21 protein-coding genes and 1 tRNA gene are annotated in these 22,092 nt (G+C 40.5%); 13 read left to right on the plus strand and 9 right to left on the minus strand.

Translation table 11 applies throughout. The features are described 5' to 3' along the window. Positions 1-58: 58 nt before the first annotated feature. From der to glmS, 4 genes are read left to right on the plus strand one after another with little or no spacing between them, the layout of a single operon-like run. Entirely contained in the window at positions 59-1,363 is a 1,305-nt protein-coding gene (gene der / locus ACSQ7D_RS03255; protein ID WP_437135365.1) for a ribosome biogenesis GTPase Der, read from the plus strand. Between the two features lie 14 nt (positions 1,364-1,377). Further along, on the plus strand, positions 1,378-2,355 hold the full coding sequence (locus ACSQ7D_RS03260; RefSeq protein WP_308766469.1) for a D-alanine--D-alanine ligase: 978 nt from the start codon (positions 1,378-1,380) through the stop codon (positions 2,353-2,355). A gap of 17 nt (positions 2,356-2,372) precedes the next feature. Beyond that, positions 2,373-2,825 (plus strand): pantetheine-phosphate adenylyltransferase, encoded by a 453-nt coding sequence (gene coaD / locus ACSQ7D_RS03265; protein WP_009412969.1) that lies wholly within the window; start codon positions 2,373-2,375, stop codon positions 2,823-2,825. Positions 2,826-2,878: 53 nt separating this feature from the next. Then, on the plus strand, positions 2,879-4,720 hold the full coding sequence (glmS, locus tag ACSQ7D_RS03270; RefSeq protein ID WP_437135367.1) for a glutamine--fructose-6-phosphate transaminase (isomerizing): 1,842 nt from the start codon (positions 2,879-2,881) through the stop codon (positions 4,718-4,720). Between the two features lie 235 nt (positions 4,721-4,955). Here the strand turns inward: glmS and ACSQ7D_RS03275 are convergent, their stop codons facing one another. Together ACSQ7D_RS03275 and ACSQ7D_RS03280 are read right to left on the minus strand one after the other, a co-directional pair. Further along, positions 4,956-5,207 carry a hypothetical protein gene (locus ACSQ7D_RS03275; protein ID WP_437135369.1) on the minus strand — a complete coding sequence of 84 codons (252 nt, stop codon included), beginning with the start codon at positions 5,205-5,207 and terminating at the stop codon, positions 4,956-4,958. A 182-nt stretch (positions 5,208-5,389) separates the two neighbouring features. Continuing rightward, positions 5,390-5,746, minus strand: a complete 357-nt coding sequence (locus tag ACSQ7D_RS03280) for a DUF6567 family protein (protein ID WP_437135371.1) — start codon at positions 5,744-5,746, stop codon at positions 5,390-5,392. Positions 5,747-6,179: 433 nt separating this feature from the next. Here ACSQ7D_RS03280 and ACSQ7D_RS03285 point away from each other — a divergent pair, with 433 nt between their 5' ends. The 3 genes from ACSQ7D_RS03285 to ACSQ7D_RS03295 are packed head-to-tail and all read left to right on the plus strand — an operon-like array spanning position 6,180 to position 9,278. Then, a complete protein-coding gene (locus tag ACSQ7D_RS03285; protein ID WP_437135373.1) occupies positions 6,180-7,952 on the plus strand; it encodes an AMP-dependent synthetase/ligase in 1,773 nt (590 codons plus the stop codon). Next, positions 7,949-8,875, plus strand: a complete 927-nt coding sequence (locus tag ACSQ7D_RS03290; protein ID WP_437135375.1) for a bifunctional riboflavin kinase/FAD synthetase — start codon at positions 7,949-7,951, stop codon at positions 8,873-8,875. The genes ACSQ7D_RS03285 and ACSQ7D_RS03290 overlap by 4 nt, the downstream gene beginning before the upstream one ends. After that, complete coding sequence (locus ACSQ7D_RS03295) at positions 8,838-9,278, plus strand: deoxycytidylate deaminase (RefSeq protein ID WP_009417611.1); 441 nt, start codon at positions 8,838-8,840, stop codon at positions 9,276-9,278. The genes ACSQ7D_RS03290 and ACSQ7D_RS03295 overlap by 38 nt, the downstream gene beginning before the upstream one ends. Before the next feature lie 6 nt (positions 9,279-9,284). Here ACSQ7D_RS03295 and ACSQ7D_RS03300 read toward each other — a convergent pair whose 3' ends face one another. Genes ACSQ7D_RS03300 through ACSQ7D_RS03310 form a run of 3 tightly spaced genes read right to left on the minus strand, consistent with a single transcriptional unit; the run spans position 9,285 to position 12,490 of the window. Next, on the minus strand, positions 9,285-10,322 hold the full coding sequence (locus ACSQ7D_RS03300; RefSeq protein WP_437135376.1) for a phosphatase PAP2 family protein: 1,038 nt from the start codon (positions 10,320-10,322) through the stop codon (positions 9,285-9,287). After that, positions 10,319-10,921 (minus strand): PAS domain-containing protein, encoded by a 603-nt coding sequence (locus tag ACSQ7D_RS03305; protein ID WP_178977594.1) that lies wholly within the window; start codon positions 10,919-10,921, stop codon positions 10,319-10,321. Before ACSQ7D_RS03305 ends, ACSQ7D_RS03300 begins: the two co-directional genes overlap by 4 nt. 18 nt (positions 10,922-10,939) lie before the next feature. Beyond that, on the minus strand, positions 10,940-12,490 hold the full coding sequence (locus tag ACSQ7D_RS03310) for a glycine--tRNA ligase (protein WP_002675419.1): 1,551 nt from the start codon (positions 12,488-12,490) through the stop codon (positions 10,940-10,942). Between the two features lie 552 nt (positions 12,491-13,042). On the opposite strand from ACSQ7D_RS03310, the gene ACSQ7D_RS03315 reads away from it, so the two are divergent. From ACSQ7D_RS03315 to ACSQ7D_RS03335, 5 genes are all read left to right on the plus strand, one after another. Further along, positions 13,043-13,732 carry a ComF family protein gene (locus tag ACSQ7D_RS03315; protein WP_181831746.1) on the plus strand — a complete coding sequence of 230 codons (690 nt, stop codon included), beginning with the start codon at positions 13,043-13,045 and terminating at the stop codon, positions 13,730-13,732. Positions 13,733-13,783: 51 nt separating this feature from the next. Next, the gene (locus tag ACSQ7D_RS03320) at positions 13,784-14,086 is read left to right on the plus strand and encodes a hypothetical protein (protein WP_002675425.1); all 303 of its coding nucleotides are present in this window, start codon (positions 13,784-13,786) and stop codon (positions 14,084-14,086) included. A gap of 81 nt (positions 14,087-14,167) precedes the next feature. Further along, positions 14,168-14,734, plus strand: a complete 567-nt coding sequence (gldD, locus tag ACSQ7D_RS03325; RefSeq protein WP_002675426.1) for a gliding motility lipoprotein GldD — start codon at positions 14,168-14,170, stop codon at positions 14,732-14,734. 69 nt (positions 14,735-14,803) lie between these two features. Then, positions 14,804-15,253, plus strand: a complete 450-nt coding sequence (locus ACSQ7D_RS03330) for a GatB/YqeY domain-containing protein (protein ID WP_009411286.1) — start codon at positions 14,804-14,806, stop codon at positions 15,251-15,253. A 19-nt stretch (positions 15,254-15,272) separates the two neighbouring features. Then, positions 15,273-15,346, plus strand: a tRNA-Arg gene (locus ACSQ7D_RS03335). 86 nt (positions 15,347-15,432) lie between these two features. On the opposite strand, the gene ACSQ7D_RS03340 is transcribed toward ACSQ7D_RS03335, so the two are convergent. The 4 genes from ACSQ7D_RS03340 to ACSQ7D_RS03355 form a co-directional block, all read right to left on the minus strand. After that, on the minus strand, positions 15,433-15,834 hold the full coding sequence (locus ACSQ7D_RS03340) for a helix-turn-helix domain-containing protein (protein WP_009411287.1): 402 nt from the start codon (positions 15,832-15,834) through the stop codon (positions 15,433-15,435). Between the two features lie 9 nt (positions 15,835-15,843). Further along, the gene (locus tag ACSQ7D_RS03345) at positions 15,844-16,032 is read right to left on the minus strand and encodes a type II toxin-antitoxin system HicA family toxin (RefSeq protein WP_048748100.1); all 189 of its coding nucleotides are present in this window, start codon (positions 16,030-16,032) and stop codon (positions 15,844-15,846) included. A 195-nt stretch (positions 16,033-16,227) separates the two neighbouring features. Continuing rightward, positions 16,228-17,802 (minus strand): NADP-dependent glyceraldehyde-3-phosphate dehydrogenase, encoded by a 1,575-nt coding sequence (locus ACSQ7D_RS03350; RefSeq protein WP_437135377.1) that lies wholly within the window; start codon positions 17,800-17,802, stop codon positions 16,228-16,230. An 86-nt stretch (positions 17,803-17,888) separates the two neighbouring features. Further along, positions 17,889-18,065: a CAL67264 family membrane protein gene (locus ACSQ7D_RS03355; RefSeq protein WP_002675432.1), complete on the minus strand. Its 177-nt coding sequence runs from the start codon at positions 18,063-18,065 to the stop codon at positions 17,889-17,891. Between the two features lie 984 nt (positions 18,066-19,049). Between ACSQ7D_RS03355 and ACSQ7D_RS03360 the strand changes: the two genes are divergently transcribed. Then, positions 19,050-22,076 (plus strand): SusC/RagA family TonB-linked outer membrane protein, encoded by a 3,027-nt coding sequence (locus tag ACSQ7D_RS03360; RefSeq protein ID WP_437135378.1) that lies wholly within the window; start codon positions 19,050-19,052, stop codon positions 22,074-22,076. Positions 22,077-22,092 lie beyond the last annotated feature (16 nt).

Raw genomic sequence — 22,092 nt, forward strand, 5'->3', positions numbered from 1 at the left:
AAGATAATTGTCATTTGTCAATTAATTTCTATCTTTGCAAAAAATAAGTAGGTGTATTATGAGTGCTATAGTAGCCATTGTGGGACGACCGAATGTAGGTAAATCCACTTTTTTTAACCGTTTGATAAAACGCCGTGAGGCTATCGTGGACGCTGTAAGTGGCGTAACACGCGACCGCCATTATGGTAAAACCGACTGGAACGGGGTCTCTTTTTCAGTTATTGATACAGGTGGTTACTTAGCGGGAGGTGACAATTCTTTCGAGAAAGAAATCAACAAACAAGTTGCCTTAGCCATAGACGAAGCCGATGCGATTATCTTTATGGTAAACGTAGAAGAAGGACTTACCGGTATGGACGAATCAGTGGCTGAGTTGTTGCGTAAATGCCGTAAACCGATATTAGTAGCGGTAAACAAAGTAGATAGCAACAACCGTCGCAACGATATGCACGAGTTTTATGCCTTAGGTTTTGAACATCTCTACACCCTATCAAGTGTAAATGGTAGCGGTACGGGTGAATTGTTAGACGACTTGGTGGCACTTCTGCCCGTAAAAGAACAACAAGAAGAAACCACCTTACCGCGCTTTGCCGTAGTAGGGAGACCTAATGCGGGTAAATCATCATTTATCAATGCTCTTATAGGCGAAGACCGCTATATTGTTACTGATATTGCAGGCACTACACGCGATGCTATCGATACTAAGTACAACCGTTTTGGCTTTGAGTTCAACTTAGTTGATACCGCAGGTATCCGCCGTAAAGCCAAAGTGAAAGAGGACTTAGAGTTTTACTCGGTAATGCGTTCTATTCGTGCCATTGAGCACTCCGATGTGTGCATTTTGATGATTGATGCTACACGTGGTTTTGAAAGCCAAGATGCTAATATCTTCTGGTTGGCACAACGCAATCGCAAAGGCATAGTGATATTAGTAAACAAATGGGATTTGGTAGAGAAGGAAAACAATACGGCTAAACAGTACGAAGCTTCTATCCGCAAAGAAATAGAACCTTTCACCGATGTGCCTATCTTGTTTATATCGGCATTGAATAAGCAACGCATCTACAAAGCCATAGAAACTGCGGTAGCAGTCTACAACAATCGCACTAAGCGTATCCCTACTCGCAAACTCAACGAGGTGATGTTGCCTATTATTGAGAATTATCCCCCTCCTGCTATCAAAGGAAAATACATCAAGATAAAATTCTGTACCCAGTTGCCTACACCTATGCCACAGTTTGCTTTCTTTGCTAATTTGCCACAGTACGTAAGAGACCCTTACCGACGTTTTATTGAGAACAAACTCCGTGAGAACTTTGATTTTAACGGTGTTCCAATTGATGTGTATTTCCGTCAGAAGTAATACTATTGAAAAAAATGAAAAAGAATATAGCAATCATAATGGGAGGATACTCTAATGAAGCTCCCGTTTCTTTAAAAAGTGCTGCAGTAGTAGCCAAAAACCTCAACCAAGATAAATATGTACCTTACCCCGTGCGTATCGACCGCGATAAATGGGTGTACGTAGATGCTCAAAACAACGAACACCCTATTGATAAAAACGACTTCTCGGTAACAGTAAACGGACGTAAAATTACTTTTGATGCCGTATTCAATGCCATTCACGGCACCCCAGGTGAAGACGGTTATTTACAAGCCTATTTCAGTTTGATTGGCTTACCGCTCACAGGGTGCAGTATGTATGCTTCGGCTCTTACGTTCAACAAACGTGATATGCTATCGGTACTCAAACCTTTTGGCATTCTTTCAGCCCCTTCTTACTATCTCAACAAAGGAGAAGACTACAACACTGCTGATATTGTAGCCAAAGTAGGCTTACCTTGCTTTGTGAAGGCTAATAAATCAGGGAGTAGTTTTGGAGTGTATAAAGTATATGAAGAGGCTCAACTGCCTATGTATATAGACAAAGCATTTGAAGTAGATGACGAAATCCTCATCGAAAGTTTCTTAAAAGGTACTGAAATCTCTATCGGGGTAATCAACTATCGCGGTAAAATAAAAGTCCTTCCAATGACTGAGATTGTATCCGAAAATGATTTCTTCGATTATGATGCTAAGTATAACGGCAAGTCGCAAGAAATTACTCCTGCGCGTCTTTCTGCCGAAATGACTGCTAAAATTAACGCCTTGGCGGAACGTGTATACCGATTGTTGAAAATGGAAGGCTTCAGCCGAAGTGAGTTCATCATCGTAGGCGATACACCTTATTTGCTCGAAATGAATACTACACCAGGGCTTTCAGAAGCTAGTTTACTGCCTCAACAAGCTAAAGTAGCAGGTATCAGTCTTGAAGAACTATTCGAAAGCGAAATAGAACGAGTATTGAATCACTAACCATTAATCGTTAATCATTGAAAAGAGCTTTATTTCCAGGGTCGTTCGACCCCATTACCTTAGGTCATTACGATATTATTACTCGTGCTTTAGACCTATTCGATGAAATTGTGGTTGCCATAGGTGTTAATGGCGATAAGAACTATATGTTTACGGTAGAACAACGCAAAGAGTTTATCGAAAAAGCCTTTGCCGATGAACCTAAAGTAAAAGTTACTACTTACCAAGGACTTACGGTAGACTTTTGCAAAGAAATTGATGCGCAATTTATCCTCAGAGGTTTGCGCAACCCAGCCGACTTTGAGTTCGAAAAAGCTATTGCACATACTAACCGCAAATTATCTCAAATAGAAACTGTCTTTTTACTTACGGCAGCACGCACTTCGTTTATATCATCGTCTATTGTGCGCGATGTTATTCGCAATCACGGTGATTACACGGTGTTAGTCCCCGAAAGTGTGAGAGTTTAGCCATTAGGAATTAGAACTCAGTAAAAGAAGAAATAATAATAAAATTTAAAAATATGTGTGGAATTGTAGGTTATTTAGGCAAACGTGCTGCCTTTCCCATCGTGATTGATGGGTTAAAACGCTTAGAGTATCGCGGATACGACAGCGCAGGTTTTATCTTAAACGCTGAGAGTTTTTACGGAGAAAAAACCAAAGGCAAAGTATCCGATTTGGTAGCCAAAGCAGGAGAAAATGTTCCTACTTATGGCTGCGGTATGGGGCATACCCGTTGGGCTACCCACGGAGTGCCTAACGATATTAATTCACACCCTCACCGTTCCAACTCTGGCAAGATTGCTATTGTACACAACGGTATTATCGAGAATTATGAAAGTATCAAGCAAAACCTCATCAAAGAGGGTTTTGTATTTCATTCTGATACTGATACCGAAGTATTAGTAAACTTCATCGAATACTTCAAAGAAAAAGAAAACGTTAATTTAGAGACTGCCGTGCGCTATGCTCTCAACGAGGTGGTGGGTGCTTTTGCCATTGCTGTAATGGAGGAAAGCAAACCTGAGGAAATAGTCGTTGCCCGCTTGGGTAGTCCGTTGGTAATAGGGGTAGGTGATGGTGAGTTCTTCATCGCCTCCGATGCCTCTCCTTTTATAGAGTATACCCAGAATGCTGTATATTTAGAAGATGGCGAAATGGCTACCATTCACCTCAACAAACCGTTGAAAGTGATAAAAATAGGTAGTAATGAGCAGGTGAGTCCGTTTGTACAACAACTCAAACTCAACCTCGAAGCCATTGAAAAAGGCGGATACGACCATTTTATGCTCAAAGAAATCTACGAGCAGCCTAAGTCTATCCAAGACACGATGCGCGGTCGCCTCTTGCCCAACCACTCTACCAAACTATCAGGAATAGATAATCATTTAGAGACCTTCCTCAATGCCAAACGCATTGTTATTGTAGCGTGTGGCACTTCGTGGCACGCAGGCCTGGTAGGTGAATATCTGTTAGAAGAATACGCGCGCATTCCTGTGGAAGTGGAGTACGCCTCAGAGTTCCGCTATCGCAATCCAATTATTGATAAAGGGGATATAGTCATCGCTATTTCACAATCGGGTGAGACCGCCGATACATTAGCAGCCCTCAAATTAGCGAAAGAAAAAGGGGCTTTTATCTATGGCATTTGCAATGTGGTAGGTTCATCAATTGCGCGTATCACCCATTCAGGTACTTACACCCACGCAGGCCCTGAAATAGGGGTAGCTTCTACCAAAGCCTTTACCACCCAACTTACGGTGCTTACCCTTATCGCTTTGCATTTAGGACATAAAAAGGGTACCCTCAGTACAGAAACCTATCACCGCCTCTGCAAGGAATTGGAACGCATACCTCAGTTGCTTGAAACCACTATCAAATCAGCCGATCACAAGATAGCCGAGATAGCCGAAAGCTATAAAACAGCTACCAACTGCTTGTATTTAGGTCGTGGTTTTAATTTCCCTACCGCTTTGGAAGGGGCTTTAAAACTCAAAGAAATATCCTATATTCACGCCGAAGGCTATCCAGCTGCCGAGATGAAACACGGGCCTATCGCCCTTATCGATGAGAATATGCCGGTGATATTCATCGCACCGTCTAAAGGACATTATGATAAGGTAGTTTCCAATGCACAAGAGATAAAGGCGCGCAAAGGTAAAATTATAGCCGTAGTAACCGAAGGCGATACCCAAATGGCGGGCTTAGCAAACCACGTGATTGAAATACCCGAAATCAGTGAGGCACTCACCCCTATTTTAGCATCCGTACCTTTGCAGTTGTTGTCCTATTATATCGCTATCAAGCGCGGTTGCAATGTCGATCAACCTCGTAATTTAGCCAAATCAGTAACCGTAGAATAATTTGGTAATTTGCCAATTTGTCAATTAGAAAAAGAGTCAATTTGTAAGTATACAAATTGACTCTTTTTTTGTTTGAAGTGAGCTCGATATAACAAAATACTATTTTTTAATTGCTTTTGTAATATATACCTTGCCAAAGTTTCTGTTCGCTCTTCGCGCTACGACTCTTACCAAAAATAGAAATCCCTTAACTACCTTCTTTTTAGTTCTATCTTAGCTTTAACTTACTTCCTATTTAGGTTCGTTTTTTGTTCGTTGTAGACCCACTGTAGACCCACTGTAGACCCACTGTAGACCCACTGTAGACCCACTGTAGACCCACTGTAGACCCACTGTAGACCCACTGTAGACCCACTGTAGACCCACTGTAGACCCACTGTAGAGCCACTGTAGACCCACTGTAGACCCACTGTAGAGCCACTGTAGACCCACTGTAGACCCACTGTAGAGCCACTGTAGACCCACTGTAGAGCCACTCTTCGTTCATCTTACTGCCGTTATACCTTGCTAAAGTTTCCGTTCCCCGTATAGCTCACGCCCTGTTGTGCTATGGCTTTTTCAAAGTTGAAATCATTGATAGTCAATCTCATTTACATCACATTTATAGGGGCGCTTGTAAACGCCCCTATAAAAATAAAACTTTTAGAACAGCTTCTTTTTTGTGTTTTACTATTCAGTAAATTCGATTACGTCAGCTGAAACAGTTACTGTGTATTGCATACCAAACCAGAAAAAGAAAGAATGTATTTCTACAGTTTCATTGATAATGGCTTTTGAAGAGCCTACCAAATTGGCATTTTGAAGCATTTTAGCTCTTGCTTTTTCTACCAAGCCACGTCTTCCACCTCCTACTATAAGGAAATATTGATTAGAAGCTTCTCCTTTAACGTGTTCTACTACTTTAAAGTTATTTTTAGCCAATACCACTTGAGTAGTATGGTTATTTACATTGTGTGATAACTCTCTTGTACCTCCACAACTTGCTAACAGTAGTGCCAAAGCACTGAATAATACGATTTTTTTCATTTGTTATTGATTTAATTTTAATATTACAAAACGAATAAGGGCAACCTTTGAGCATAAAAAAAGCGTGAATGTTTTGTTCACACTTTTAAAAAGGCTCTGGTATGCCCAAAAACAGGTATGTAACAAAAACAGTTCACGCCCTTGTGGGGCGAGAAACCTTTTGTTAATTTACCTCTGCTTTTTTATTGAATTTACCAGATTCTTTTTAAAAGGAATATTAACAACTTTCTCTTTAAATCTTATGTGTATTTTTCTATTCTTCTATATCTCAATTGTTTTTATTTGGTGCAAAAGTATGAATTAATTGTAAATTACAAATGATAAAAGACAATTTTTTTCCAGAAAAATAAAGTTTTTCCCTTTTTTCGTCATTCGTATTTCGTATTTCGTAATTATTTATTACTTTTGCCCTCTGTAACAAAAATTTAAACCAATGAATACCGTAAATCGTTTATTCGATATACCTTATTATCAACAATCTAAACACCCTTTAGAGGTCGCTTTTGCTACCAAATACAACGGAGAGTGGGAAAAAACCTCTACCGCTGAATATATCCAAAAAGTGAATACCGTAAGCCGAGGCTTATTGCGCTTAGGTATTGAAAAAAATGATAAAATAGCAGTCATTTCAAGCACTAACCGCACCGAATGGCACGTGCTCGACATCGGGATTTTACAAGTAGGCGCACAGAATGTACCTATCTATCCCACTATCAACTTAGAGGATTTCGAGTATATCCTCAACCATTCGGAATGTAAATACTGTGTCGTTTCCGATAAAGAACTATGGGAGAAAATCTCTTCTATCCAAGATAAATTGCCTCATCTAAAAACTATTTTTACCTTCAACGATGTACCTTATGCCCACCATTGGCAAGAAATCCTCGATTTAGGTGCCGATGAGAGCAATCAAGCAGAAGTGGAAGCGCGCAAAGATAGCATACAGAAAGACGATTTGGCGACTATCATCTACACTTCGGGCACTACCAGCCGTCCAAAAGGGGTAATGCTCTCTCACTGGAATATCATTTCTAACATACTGAACTGTCAAGACCGTTTGCCTATTACCGAAGGTTCTACAGCTCTCAGCTTTTTGCCTGTGTGCCACGTGTTTGAGCGTATGCTCACCTATTTGTATCAGTACGATTGCCTAAGCATTTATTTTGCCGAATCTCTCGATAAAATCAGTGATAACTTACGCGAAGTAAAACCGCATATCATTACAGTAGTACCCCGACTCATAGAGAAGATTTACGACAAAATCTTCGCAAAAGGCGCAGAACTTAAAGGCATTAAACGCAAACTCTTCTTTTGGGCACTCAATTTGGGCTTCAAGTACGAACCTTATGGAGCCAATGGGGCTTGGTATCAGTTCAAGCTAAAATTAGCACGCAAACTCATTTTTAGTAAATGGCGTGAAGCCTTAGGCGGACGCATACAGATGATTGTCTCAGGTAGTGCTGCCCTCTCACCGCGTTTGGCGAAAGTGTTTTCTGCCGCAGGGCTGAAAATTATGGAAGGTTACGGACTTACTGAAACCGCTCCCGTCATTGCTGTAAACCGCGAATCGGGTAGATATTGGAAAATAGGTACCGTAGGGAAACCTATTGTGAATGTAGATGTAAAAATTGCTGAAGACGGTGAAATACTTGTGAAAGGCGAGAATGTAATGTTAGGCTACTATAAAGACCCCGAGCAAACGGATCAAAACATCACCGATGGTTTCTTCCACACAGGCGATATAGGCGAGCTTGACGCTGATGGCTTCCTTAAAATCACCGACCGCAAGAAGGAAATCTTCAAAACTTCAGGCGGTAAGTACGTATCGCCTCAGCTGATAGAAAACCAGTTGAAACTCTCTCGTTTCATCGAGAATGTAATGGTAGTAGGCGAAGGTGAAAAGATGCCAGCGGCTATTATTCAGCTCAACTTCCCGTTTGTAAGAGAATGGGCGCGCCGTCATAAAGTGAAATTAGGAAAGACCAACGAAGAGATTATACAAAACCAAGCCGTTCACGATCGTATTGCCAAAGAGGTAGAAAAGGTAAACAAGCATTTAGGCAAGTGGGAACAAGTAAAACTTTTTGATTTTACCCCCGATGAATGGACGATAGACGGCGGTCATCTCACTCCCACTCTCAAACTCAAACGACGCGTGATTAAAGAAAAATATATAGATATTTACAATAAGTTCTACAATAAGTGAGAGAAATAACCGATATTACTACTTTTTCTACCCAGCAACCTACGGTGCTCACCATAGGCACGTTCGATGGTGTGCATTTGGGACATCAGAAAATCATTGAAAGGGTAGTAACAACAGCTCGCCAAGAAGGACTTTTAGCAACAATATTCACTTTCTTTCCGCATCCGCGAATGGTAGTGCAACACGACAAAGGCTTGAAACTTATTCACACTTTGGAAGAGAAGAAGCAACTACTCCAGCGATTAGGCGTCGATTTGCTCGTGGTGCAACCTTTTAATGAGGCTTTTGCTCAACTTACTGCCGAGGAGTTCGTAAGTACTATTTTGGTACAGCATCTCAACGTGAAAAAGGTGATTATTGGTTACGACCACCGTTTTGGGCGCAATCGTACCGCAAATATAAGCGATATGCGTTTATTTGGCGAAAAGTATGGCTTTGCTGTAGAAGAAATATCGGTGCAAGAAGTAGATGAAGTATCGGTGAGTTCCACCAAAATCAGAGAAGCGTTGAATAAAGGCGACGTTATCACTGCTGAGCATTACCTCGGGACTCCTTATAGCCTTACAGGCACTGTGGTACACGGACTCAAATTGGGGCGTACCTTAGGCTACCCTACGGCTAATATACAAGTAACTGAGTACTATAAGCTCATTCCCAAAGATGGCGTATATGCCGTGTATAGCTACATTGGCGCACAAAAAGTTTATGGAATGATGAGCATTGGCAAAAACCCTACTATCGAAGGAAAAGGGGCTTCTATCGAGGTGTATTTCTTTGACTTCAACGGCGACCTTTACGACCGTGAACTCACAATATATTTTGTAAAATACCTACGTGAAGAACGAAAGTTCTCTTCGGTAGCACTTCTTAAAAAACAATTACAAGATGACGAAACAACAGCGAGAAAAGCAATTGCGTTATGACAAAGCTTATATGCGTATGGCGATGGAATGGGCAAAATTGTCTTATTCACAGCGCAAGCAAGTAGGAGCTATAATAGTAAAAGACCGTATGATTATTTCAGACGGTTATAATGGTACGCCCACTGGTTTTGATAACTGTTGTGAAGATGAGGAAGGCAATACTCATTGGTATGTACTTCACGCCGAAGCTAATGCGATAATGAAAGTCGCTTCGTCAACCCAATCGTCGGAAGGAGCGACGCTCTATATCACAATGTCACCTTGCAAAGAGTGCAGTAAGCTCATCTACCAATCGGGGATTAAGCGCGTGGTGTATAAGGAAGGCTATCGCGACAACGAAGGGTTAGCTTTTCTCGAAAAAGCAGGTGTAGAAGTCGTTCATTTAGAAGAGGTAAGTCAATAATCTTCTTTACTTAAATTTAATATTTACTCCAAGTAGCTGATATCCTTCCCAAGTCTTGGAGGTACAGAATTCCCAACTATATTTTACTTTATTAACTAAAAAAGTTTCTTCTTTTCTTATTTTGGTGATGCGTCTGTTAGCAATCGTTTTACCGGTAATATAGCCCACAAATAGGGCGATAGGGTAATCGGAGGCCCAGTGTACTTTACTTTGCATCATTTCGTAACACATCAAACCTAAAGCTGTGTAACCTACGGGCTTTATCCATTTGTAGTCGGGATAGTTTTCGGCAATCACTGTGAGTGCTGACATTGCAGTAGTGAGGTGTCCAGAGGGCATAGCGTCATACATAGGGGTATCCTCTTGGTAAGCTTTAAAGCTGGGAGCAAATGTCCACTGACTGTGCCAACGCCCGTCGCCTGCGGTTATAAACGGACTCTCGCGCCCTGTAAGTCGTTTGATGGGTTGTACAAATGCCCCCGATACGATGATGCTTTCCAATATCTGCATAGCAGTACTTTTGGCGCGATAATCACCTGTAATAAGACCATAAGTAGCCATCCCCCCACTGATGATGATAAAAGTAGTGCCATTGCCTATGAAGTATAAGGCAGAGTTTACATCGGCGGGAATAATCTTCAAAAAGCCTAATTTCTTATAGGTATGTGCTTCATTTAGTCCTAAATTCTCTCCCAAATTTCTACTCTCTCTAATGAGCCAAGGGTCAGCAGGGATAAGTGCTGCAGTAGCACCAATAGCTGCCAATCCGTAAGGATAATTCGGTTTAGACACCATCTCCACTGCCGATTTACCTATGTTGCGTGGTATTTTGTTGAAGATATCTACAAAACGCGGTTTTTGGTATACATAGGTTAGATTATCATTGATTTTGTATTGTTTACCTGATAAATCTGCTTCAGATGGGTGTGCGCCTTGCAAAGCATTTGCAATGCTATCCAATGTAGTTTGTGGAATAGAGTCGTTTTCCTGTGCTGTAACAGGATATAGGGAGAAAAGGAGAAAGGATAGTAAAAAGTATTTCATCGAATGAGTTCTGTTAAAAAGCTATCGGTGTTTTTGTTGTTATAGAAGGCTTTGATTTCTTCGGCGTTTTCTTTGAGCAATTGGCGAATGAAAGCATCGTAGGTAGTTTTACGGTCTTCTAAAAAGCCGTTGAAATAGCGTTCACTTACTTCCAAACCATTGGCTTTTTCTATCTTTAAAAGACGTTCGTACAAAGGGGCTATATGCTCGCTGATGAGTGCCTTAGGCAATGCTTTGCGATGTGATACAAAAGCAGTAATCTCATCTTGCTCATTCCGTATGATTTCAAAATTAGTAATCACCCAATAATAGCGCCCGCTTTTAGAGAGGTTCTTGATGATAGCGTGGAAATTATTATGCCCTTTGAGGTTTTCCCACAGTATTTTGAAAACTACTTTGGGCATATCGGGGTGGCGGATCAGGCTATGAGGCTGGTCATACAACTCAGCCTCAGTATAGCCTGATACTTCTTGAAATGCCTTATTGGTTTCCATTATATGTCCGTGCTTGTTGGTACGACTCATCAGGGTAGTGGTTTTATCCCACAACACTTCTTCGTCTATGGGCACGGGACGTTTGATTGTTGGAGTTTCAGTCATTTTCTTACCTCTTATCTCTTACTTCGTATCTAATTTGTGAAGCCAATTACGCATATCCACTTCTTTGGCAATAGTGTTACGCAATTCAGGAATGGCAATGCGCACTTGCTCCATAGTGTCGCGGTGGCGTAAGGTAACGGTGTTGTCTTCCAAAGTTTGGTGATCGACGGTTACGCAGAAAGGTGTACCTACGGCATCTTGGCGGCGATAACGGCGACCTACTGCATCTTTTTCGTCGTAAGCTACATTGAAATCGTATTTTAGCTCGTTCACGATTTGTTCGGCAACTTCTGGAAGTCCGTCTTTTTTGAGCAATGGCAATACAGCTACTTTGGTAGGTGCCAACACAAAAGGCAAGCGCAATACGGTGCGAGTGTCACCTCCTTCTAAGGCTTCTTCTTGCAATGAGTTAGAGAACACTGCAAGGAACATACGGTCGAGCCCGATAGAGGTTTCGAGTACGTAAGGAGTATAGCTCTTATTTTCTTCGGGGTCGAAGTATTGCATTTTTTTGCCTGAATACTTTTCGTGGTTACCGAGGTCGAAATTGGTACGAGAGTGGATACCTTCTAATTCTTTGAAACCAAAAGGAAAACGGAACTCGATATCGCAAGCAGCATCGGCGTAGTGAGCGAGCTTTTCGTGTGGGTGGTAGCGATAGTTTTCTTCACCCATTCCTAAGGATAGGTGCCATTTGAGGCGGGTTTCTTTCCAGTACTCATACCATTGTTGTTGGGTACCCGGTTTGATGAAGAATTGCATTTCCATTTGTTCGAACTCGCGCATACGGAAAATAAACTGACGCGCCACAATCTCGTTGCGGAAGGCTTTACCCGTTTGGGCGATACCAAAAGGAATTTTCATACGTCCGGATTTTTGCACGTTTAGGAAGTTTACGAAAATACCCTGAGCGGTTTCGGGACGTAGGTATAAATCCATAGAAGCATCGGCAGAGGCGCCGATTTTGGTGCCGAACATTAGGTTGAACTGCTTTACATCTGTCCAGTTGCGTGAACCTGTTTCGGGGTCGGCAATTTCGAGTTCTTCGATAAGAGCTTTTACATCGGCGAGGTCTTCTTTCTCAAGCGATTTACCCAAGCGGTGTAATATTTCTTCGCCTCGTTTTTTGTATTCTAACACGCGAGGATTGGTAGTTATAAACTGCTCGCGGTCGAAAGCATCGCCGAAGCGTTTTTGAGCTTTAGCGATTTCTTTTTCAATCTTATCATCGAGTTTAGCTACATAATCTTCTACGAGCACATCGGCGCGGTAGCGTTTTTTAGAGTCTTTGTTATCGATAAGAGGGTCGTTGAAAGCATCGACGTGCCCAGAAGCCTTCCACGTAGTAGGGTGCATAAAGATAGCAGCATCGATACCCACAATGTTCTCGTTCATCTGCACCATTGCGCGCCACCAATATTCGCGGATATTCTTTTTTAGTTCAACGCCATTTTGCCCATAATCGTATACGGCACCGAGTCCGTCGTAGATTTCACTTGAAGGGAAAATAAAGCCATATTCTTTGGCGTGAGCAACAACTTTTTTGAATTGATCGTCTGTATTTGCCATATATTCAATTGATTTTCAGTTATAAAAATAGATTAAGTTTTGTTTCAGATCAAAAATAATTGGACAAAGGTACTATTATTTTTTGGAAAAAGGAGTATATTTGCCGAAAAAGTTTTAGATTAATGGTTAGTGGTTAATGATTAATGGTTAATGGTTAATAGTGAAATTGAGAGAGGATTATACAAAGCTTATAGGATAGATGGACAAAGAGTGGGTCTACAGTGGGTCTACAGTGGGTCTACAGTGGCTCTACAACGAACAAAAGACGAACGATGAACGAAGGAACAACGAACCTAAGTAGGAGGAAAGTTGAAGCTAAGGCAGAGATAAAAAGAAGGTTATTAGTGGATTTCAACTTTGCCAAAGATTTGAAACTTTGGCAAAGTTCATACATATAAACGAATAAACAACGGTGCAAGGCACGGGCAGGTGCGAGCCGCACGGGCAGATAATGAACAAAAGACGAATAAAGAACGAACAATGAATGAGGAGCGGAAGGAGAGAAGGTGGATTTAAGAGGAAGCTATTAACGACCTATTAGCTAAAAGAATTATGATTTTATCGGATATACTTTCGGTGTTATCACCTGCTTATTGCAGGGGTTGTGGAAAATTATTGGTTACAGGCGAGCAATTTTTGTGTGTAAATTGTAGAGAAAAGTTGGAAGAAACGAACTTTCATTTGCAGGCGGAAAATTTGTTTACCCAGCGACTAACAGAAGAGTGCGAAGTGTTTGCGGCTACTGCATTATTTTACTTTAAAAAGGACAATATGGCACAACATTTGATACATCTTTTGAAGTACAAAGGAGAAGAGCAGATAGGGGAGTGGTTAGGGCAATGGCTCGGTGAAAAGATAAAGAATGTGCCCCTATTTCAGCAGGCTGAGGTGGTGTTGCCTGTGCCTTTACACAAAAGTAAAGAACGCAAGCGAGGATACAACCAAGTAGCCTTGTTTGGCAGGACATTGGCTTCGGTATTACACCTTGATTATATAGATGATGTATTGGTGAAAATTGAAGCTAATACTACGCAGACCCGAAAGGTGGTGTGGCGACGTTTGAAGGAGAGCGAACATATATTTTCTCTTCAAAATACTCATAGAATAGAAGGCAAGAAGGTGCTTTTGGTAGATGATGTGGTGACCACAGGAGCCACGCTCACGAACTGTTATGAGCTTTTGAAAACCGTACCCAATGTGGAAATAGGCGTTGCTACGATGGGATATGCGATGTTGGGATAAGAAAGGAAATATATTGATAAACAGAAAATTAATAACTAAATATAAAATTGTATGAAGAACACTTTTAAATTAATTGTTGCAGCATTTGTAATGTTTGCATTTAGTACTAATGTAGGGGCTATGACCCTTAATGTAAATCAAATCGCTAAAAGCCTTATCGTAGACCAAGATGGTAACGGAGGAGTGAAAGTGAAGAAATCTTGCGATAAAGACGGCGAGAAAAAAGAGTGCAATAAAGATGGCAAAAAGAAATCTTGTTGCAAAAAAGACGGTAAGAAAGATGGAAAAAAGTCTTGCCACGAAAAAGGCGGTGAGAAAAAAGAAGTAAAAGCAGAAGAAAAACCTGTAGAATAATTTTTCACCCATTATAAAAACTTTTTTACACTGAAAAACCTTAGCATAAGTGGCTGAGGTTTTTTGGTATTAGTGTGATGTATGAAAAAACTTATTTATAGTCTGTTGAGTAGTGTAGTGCTATTGTTAGTAGCTTGTGGTACTGATATATTGCCTAAGCCTAAGGGGGTATTGCGATTGGAATACCCGCAAGCATCGTATCAGAAAGTAACCGAATTGCCTAATTGTCCGTTTACTTTTGAGGTAAATACGCTATCGGAATTGAAGTACAAGCCCCATTCGTGTGATGTTAATATAGAATATCCTGCGATGAAGGCTACGGTTTATCTCACTTATAAAAATGTGAATGGCAATATTCGTCAGTTGCTGAGTGATGCACAAAAGTTTACTTATGACCATACGATTAAGGCAGATAATATTGCTTCGACAGTATTTATGAACGATACGACCAAAGTATACGGTATGTTTTACCAAGTGTATGGCAATGCAGCTTCGCAAGCACAGTTTTACGCTACCGATAGTGTGCGTCATTTTATATCAGGTTCGGTGTATTTTAGGGTGGTTCCTAATTACGATTCGGTACAACCTGCGAGTAATTATTTAGAAAAAGATGTGAGGAGGATAATGGAAAGCCTCCGTTGGAAATAAAAAATAGAGGTAAAAGTTGGCAGTTTATAAATATAGCATTACTTTTGCCCCACAAAACACTGAAAAATTATGAGTTTACAAACTAAAGTAATGGAGGCTCTCAAAGAAGCGATGAAAGCCAAGGACACAGTGGCATTAGAATCGTTGAGAGCTATTAAATCGGCTATTTTGTTAGCCAAAACAGAAGCAGGAGCTGCCGAAGAACTTTCGGAAGCTGATGAACTTAAACTATTACAGAAATTAGTAAAACAGCGCAAAGATAGTGCGGCTTTGTACACACAGCAAGGTAGGAATGACTTAGCTGAGCCTGAATTAGCCCAAATGGCGGTGATAGAGAAGTTCTTACCGGCTCAACTCAGTGAAGCAGAAGTAGAAACTGCTCTGAGAGGAATTATTAACCAAGTGGGCGCTACTACGCCTAAGGATATGGGCAAGGTAATGGGTGTAGCCACCAAACAATTGGCAGGCAAAGCTGATGGCAAGCTCATTTCGGAGATTGTAAAGAGATTATTGTCTTAGTAATATATAGTTTAAAAGAGGCCGCATAGTTCAACTGGATAGAATATCAGATTCCGGTTCTGAAGGTTGGAGGTTCGACTCCTCTTGCGGTCACGGAAAAAAAAGCAGGTTGCTAATTAGCAACCTGCTTTTTTGGTTGTGCTCTATGGAGTGACGAGAGTGTAATGTGAGACAGTATACTAAGCAAACTCTAAATGCTGTAATTCTTTACCAAAAGCGTGCAAATGGCGTTGTATTTTTTGAGTAGTTTTGGCGCTAGGTTTACGTTTGCCTGTGAGATAGTGGCTTAGTTGCCCTTGATTTACTCCAGTAAGACGTTCTAATCCTGCCAATGAAATAATTTTGCTGTAATATTCTAAGAAAGATGCGGTGTCATATTGATATATGAATTCTAAATCGGGGAACTCTTTACCTATTTCATCGTAATACTCTTTCATCTCATCACGACATAATAAAAAGTCATCTTTAGCCTCGGCTACTGTATTACCTTCTCCTATGATTCCAAAATTTAAATTATCATCATCTAAATAGATGCCATAAGAGCCATCGTTACCTCTTTCTATAATTGCTTTTACTTTCATATCTTCTGTTTATTTTTTAAGACCAGCTAATTTAAGAATGCTATTTAAAGTACCTGCTTTTACTTCTTGACTTTCGTGTCTACTGGTTGGGAATTCTTTATTAGTGAGAGGACTAAACCAAATGGGGTGATTACTTCCTTGCCTTACTATATAACAACCTGCTTCACGTAGTTTTTTGTGTAATTCAGAATACTTCATTTATTTCATTACTTAAATTGGTGTGGCAAAGATACGAATATTAATATCATTATACAAATTTTTAGTGTTAAAGATTCTACGGTTATCTTCTATTCCTATTAAATTAATTTATCTAAATCAGCTGTTTTGCGGATATAAAAAAGCAGGTTGCTGAGTTTTCAGTAACCTGCTTTTTTGGTTGAGATATTTTAACGATTATAAAATGAAATCGGTGTTGATGAAGTTAGAAGCGCCAGTGCGGAGGAGGTTCTCTACTATCCTATCGTTGTAGTCGTTGTTTTGGAACGATACAAAGGTGCGGATAGAGAACGAGCGTAAGGCATCGTGTACGCTTAGGGTACCCACAGCAGAGTCTTTTCTGCCGGTGAAAGGGAACACATCGGGACCTCGCTGACATAAGCTGTTGAGGTTCACACGGCAGAGCATATTCACCAACATATCGATGAGAGGAGAGAGCTCGTGTGGGTCTTCACCAAACAGGCTGATTTGCTGTCCGTATTTAGAATCGGAAATCTCATCTATAATCTCGTTGATATTGGAGAACGGTTTTACTGGAATAAGGGGACCAAACTGCTCTTCGTTATACACTCGCATTTCCTTGGTAACGGGATAAAGTACCGCAGGGAAAATGAAGTTATCAGTGCGCTGACCACCTTTTTTATTCTGAATAGTAGCGCCTTTGGCAAGAGCATCATCTATGAGTTCCTGTAAGAAAGCAGGTTTATCGACCTCGGGTAGGGGAGTGAGGGCTACTTTTTCGTCCCACGGATTACCGAACTTGAGCGCATCTACCTTTTCGGCGAAACGCTTGAGAAACTCATCTTTTATCTTGGCGTGCACGTAGAGTATTTTTAGTGCTGTACAACGCTGTCCGTTGAAAGACAAAGTTCCTTTCACGCATTCGTTTACTGCCAAATCAAGATTGGCGTCAGGAAGTATTACCCCAGGGTTTTTAGCTTCCAAGCCAAAGACAAGGCGCAAGCGGTTTTTCTTAGGATGCTGGTCTTGTAAAGCAATCGCTGTCTTGCTGTTGCCTATGAGAGCCAATACATCTACCTTACCACTCTCCATAATGGGAGGTGCAACGGTGCGACCACGTCCGTAAAGAATATTAATCACCCCACGAGGGAAGGAGTTTTGGAAGGCTTCCAATAGAGGCGTGAAGAGTAATACCCCGTGTTTAGCGGGCTTAAAAATCACTGTGTTGCCCATAATAAGCGCAGGGATAATCAGTGCAAAGGTTTCATTCAGTGGGTAGTTATAAGGGCCTAAACAGAGTACAACCCCTAAGGGGCCACGACGAATAAGGGCATAGACTCCATCGCGTTGTACGAATTTAGACGACTGGTTATCGAGTTCTTTATAAGCATTGATAGTGTCGTAGATGTACTCTACGGTACGATCAAATTCCTTACGCGAGTCGTCCAGGTTTTTGCCAATTTCCCACATCATCAGTTTTACGACTTCATCGCGTTGCTTTTCCATTTGTTTTACAAATTTAAGCATTGCGGAGATGCGGTCTTTTACTTTCATTGTAGGCCATAGACCTTTACCTTTGTTATAAGCCTCAGTAGCCGAATGAAGAGCTTCTAAAGCATCAGCTTTGCCTAACGAAGGCACGCTACCCAAGAGGGTGCGTTCATACTTTTCAGTAGAAGAAATAGTGGAATAGATATTGGTGAACTCACCTTTCCACTCACGGAGTTCGCCATCGATAAGGTAAGTGTCTTGGCGAAAGGGTTTTACTTGAAATTGTTCTGGTATATTCATAATTTTTTAATTAGCAAATTAGTAAATTAGCAAATGAGTAGGGTATGTACATTTGCTAATTATCACATTAACAAATTAGCAAATTGTCATACTCTTCCTTTGAGGGCGTTGAATACCCAAGCAATAGCAAAAAAGCCGATGCCTACTGCTCCGAATCCAAAGCCTGCTACTTCGTTGTATTTAAAGGCTCCTAAAGCGATAAGCCCTAAGCCTACTACTATCATTATGAGGGTTGCCCACCCTAATACAGCATTTTTATTCATTATTATGATTACAAGTATCGGTTATCAGTAGGCAAAAGTAGAAAATAATTAGCAAATGAACAAATTTTTGAATTAATGGTCAATGATTAATGGTTGGTGGTTAGTGGTTAGTGGTTGGTGGTTAATGGTGGAATTGGGAGAGGATTGTATAAAGCTTATAGAATAATTGAATAATGAGTGGGTCTACAGTGGGTCTACAGTGGGTCTATAGTGGGTCTATAGTGGGTCTATAGTGGGTCTATAGTGGGTCTATAGTGGGTCTATAGTGGGTCTACAATGAATAAAAGACAGCGTGAGTTACACGGACAGATAGAGGAAAGACAAAGGTAACCTCCCCCTTACACATACCCAGCTATCGCTGGCTACCTCCAAAGGGGGAATTGTAGCGATGCAAAGACGAAGAATGAACGAAGAATGAACGAAGAATGAACGAAGAAAAAGTGAAGCTAAGTTAAAGGTAAGGTGGAGATAAAAAGAGGGTTATTGTTAGTTTTTGACTTTGTAAAAGGTTGTAGTACGAAAAGCAATTAGAAACTTTGGTAAGGTGTATGGTCGGGAAAAGGGGAGAAGAATAGTGGTTTGCGATTTTGAAAGGGAGTGATGAAATGACGCTGAGATGAAGGGGAGAAGACTTTAACATTTGTTTTAAGAAAATATTAAGAATGGGTATTGATTTAGAAAAAAAGACTTTAATTTAATGAGTAAACTATTTTGGTTATAATAATTAAATAGATTTAAAAAATAACCGTATAAGATAAGCTTCTCTTTAATAAAATAGATATAAAGAAGATTATTTTTTAATCTTTGGAGATTTTTGAAGGAGAAAAATATAAAATTAGTACTTTTGATTCTGTTTGATTATCAATAATATATATTTTTGAAATAAAGAAAAAGAGAAAAAAAAGGAAAAAAGTAAGGTAAAAAATTTGCGCTATGTTAAAATATTCCTAATTTTGCGCCCAAATTAATTTATTCAATAAAGTAATGAAAGTAAAAATATCAATGCTAATGTTCGTTTTTGCATTGTTTAGCGGTGTGCTAATGGCACAAACGAAAGTAACTGGTACAGTTACAGGCAGTGATGGTATGCCACTGCCAGGTGTAAGTGTTGTGATTAAAGGTACAACACGTGGTGTTTCAACTGACTTTGACGGGAAGTATGAACTACAAGCAGCTGCCAATGAAACTATTGAGTACAGCTTCTTGGGGTATAGTACTCTGCAAAGAAAAGTTACGAAAGCGAGCGGTACTCTTACTTTAGATGTGGTGTTACAAGAAGAAGCACAACAACTTGGTGAAGTAGTGGTAACCGCTTTGGGTATCAAACGCCAAGAAAAAGCCTTGAGTTATAACGTACAACAAGTGAAGTCGGAAGAACTTACCAAAGTGAAAGACGTGAACGTGGTGAACAGCCTCAACGGTAAAGTAGCGGGGGTGAATATCCAACGTAGTTCTTCTGGGGTAGGAGGTTCGACTAAAGTGGTGATGCGCGGTCTCAAATCATTGGACGGAAATAACGGTGTGCTCTATGTGATTGATGGGGTGCCTTTGTTCAACAAACAAAGTGATGGCGGAGGTAATAACTTCGGTCGCCCAGGTGGAGGAGAAGGTATTTCAGATATCAACCCTGAGGATATCGAAAGTATCAACGTACTTACAGGGCCTTCGGCAGCAGCTTTGTACGGTAGTGAAGCCGCTAACGGGGTAATCCTTATCAACACTAAAAAAGGTAAAGAAGGTAAAACTGAAGTAAACCTATCCAGCAGTGTAGAGTTGATGACTCCTATATTATTACCTGAATTCCAAAATACTTATGGTAGCAATGGTGATAAAAGCTGGGGTGCTAAATTAGCAACACCTTCTACTTTCGAACCTCGTAAATTCTTCAATACAGGTACAAACTTTATGAACTCTGTTACCTTCTCTACAGGGAACGCTCAAAACCAAACTTTTGTATCGGCTGCACAAACCAATGCCGAAGGTCTCATTCCTAACAACGCTTACTATCGTTACAATGTAGGGGTGCGCAATACTGCTAATTTTGCTAAAGATAAATTGCACTTAGATGTAAGTGGTAACTTTATTCGCCAAGGTAGCCGTAATATGATGGCGGGAGGTGGTTATTTCAACCCCTTAGTAGGTTTGTATTTAATGCCACGCAGTATGGATTATCGCGATGTACAAGCTTATGAACGCTACAACCCTTCAAGAGGTATTTATGAAAGATATCAACCTTATTCTGATAGAGTTGACAGTTACTTCTCCGAAAACCCTTATTGGGTAGCGAACCGAGAACTCTTTTTGAACAACAAGAAACGCTATATGATGTCGGCTTCTTTGAAATACGATATCCTCGATTGGTTGAACGTTACAGGACGTGTGCGCTTAGATAACGACTACGGTACTGCTGAAGAAAAACTATATGCCAGCACTACCAACTTCTTAATTGGTTGGAAAACTGAATGGGGGCCTAACAACAACGGTTCTTATGCTAATACCCAAACTAAAGATGAGCAAACTTATGCCGATATAATGTTTAACGTCAATAAAAACTTTGGCGAAAAATTCTCTTTAACAGCTAACGTTGGTTCAAGTTATAACGACCGTTATAGCACAGGTCTTTCGGCAAGAGGCGTGTTGTTCCGTTTGCCTAACCTCTTCTCAACAACTAACTTCGACCCTCAACGAGGAGGCTCAGGTCAGAGCTATTCTCGCGCTAAAAACGTAGCGGTATTCGCAAGTGCCGAACTCGGCTATAAAGGTATGTTATACCTCTCAGCTACAGGTCGTAACGACTGGTCTTCACAATTGGTAAACTCTGCTGAACCTTCATTCTTCTATCCTTCTGTAGGGCTTTCAGCAGTGATTTCTCAAATGACAAAATTGCCTGAGTTTATCAACTATTTGAAAGTACGCGGTTCATATACTGAGGTAGGTTCTCCTATCAGCAAAACAGGTATTACTCCAGGTACTATTACTCACGAACTTACTGCCGACGGCTTGAAAACTAATAAGGTATATCCTTATCCAGAATTTAAAGCTGAACGCACTACTTCTTGGGAAGCTGGTTTAAATACGAAATTGTTCGGTAATAGCTTGTCAGTAGATTTGACTTTGTACAAATCTAACACTTATAATCAATTCTTTGAACAACAATTGTCCGCTTCTTCTATCTACTCTTCTTTCTATTTGCAAGCAGGTAACGTTGAAAATCGCGGTATTGAGTTGTCAGTAAATTACAATAAAGAATTCCTTAACAAAGAACTCAACTGGAATTCTACTCTTACCTATTCACGCAATGTGAACGAAATAAAAGAATTAGTTCGCGGTTACCGCAATCCTTTCACAGGTGAATTATTTGATATTACCGAAGTGCGCAAAGGTAGCACTGTATTGCGCGAAGGCGGTAGTATGTCCGATGTTGTAGTAAGAGGTGTATTGCTCCGCGATGTGAACGGTGATCTTATCGAAGAAGCTTCTCAATACAAATTTGATAAAACTCAAGAAGTAAAATTAGGACGTTCTACTCCCGATTTCCAAATGGGATGGCGCAACACCCTTTCTTATAAAGGTATCGATTTGAGCTTCTTGTTCAACGGTAGCTTTGGAGGTATCGTTTTAGCAGGTACACAACCTATGCTCGATGCTTATGGAGTATCAAAAGCTTCTGCCGATGCTCGTGATAATGATGGAGTAGTAGTGAATGGTAAAAAATACGACGCTCAAAAATACTACAATACCATTAAAGACCTTCCTGGTTATTACTCTTACGACGCTACTAATGTACGCCTCCAAGAAGTATCACTCAACTATACTATAGATGGTAAACACTTCTGGGATAAAGTAAAAAGCGTAACGATTGGTGCCATTGGTACTAACCTTTGGATGATTTACAACAAAGCTCCTTTCGACCCTCAACTTACTTATGGTGTAGGTACCTATGCTACTACTGAGTTCTTTATGACTCCAAGTGCAGCTACTTACGGTGCGAGCTTGAAAATTAAATTCTAATTCAAAAACGACAAAA

The sequence above is a fragment of the Capnocytophaga sp. G1920 genome, assembly GCF_051417515.1.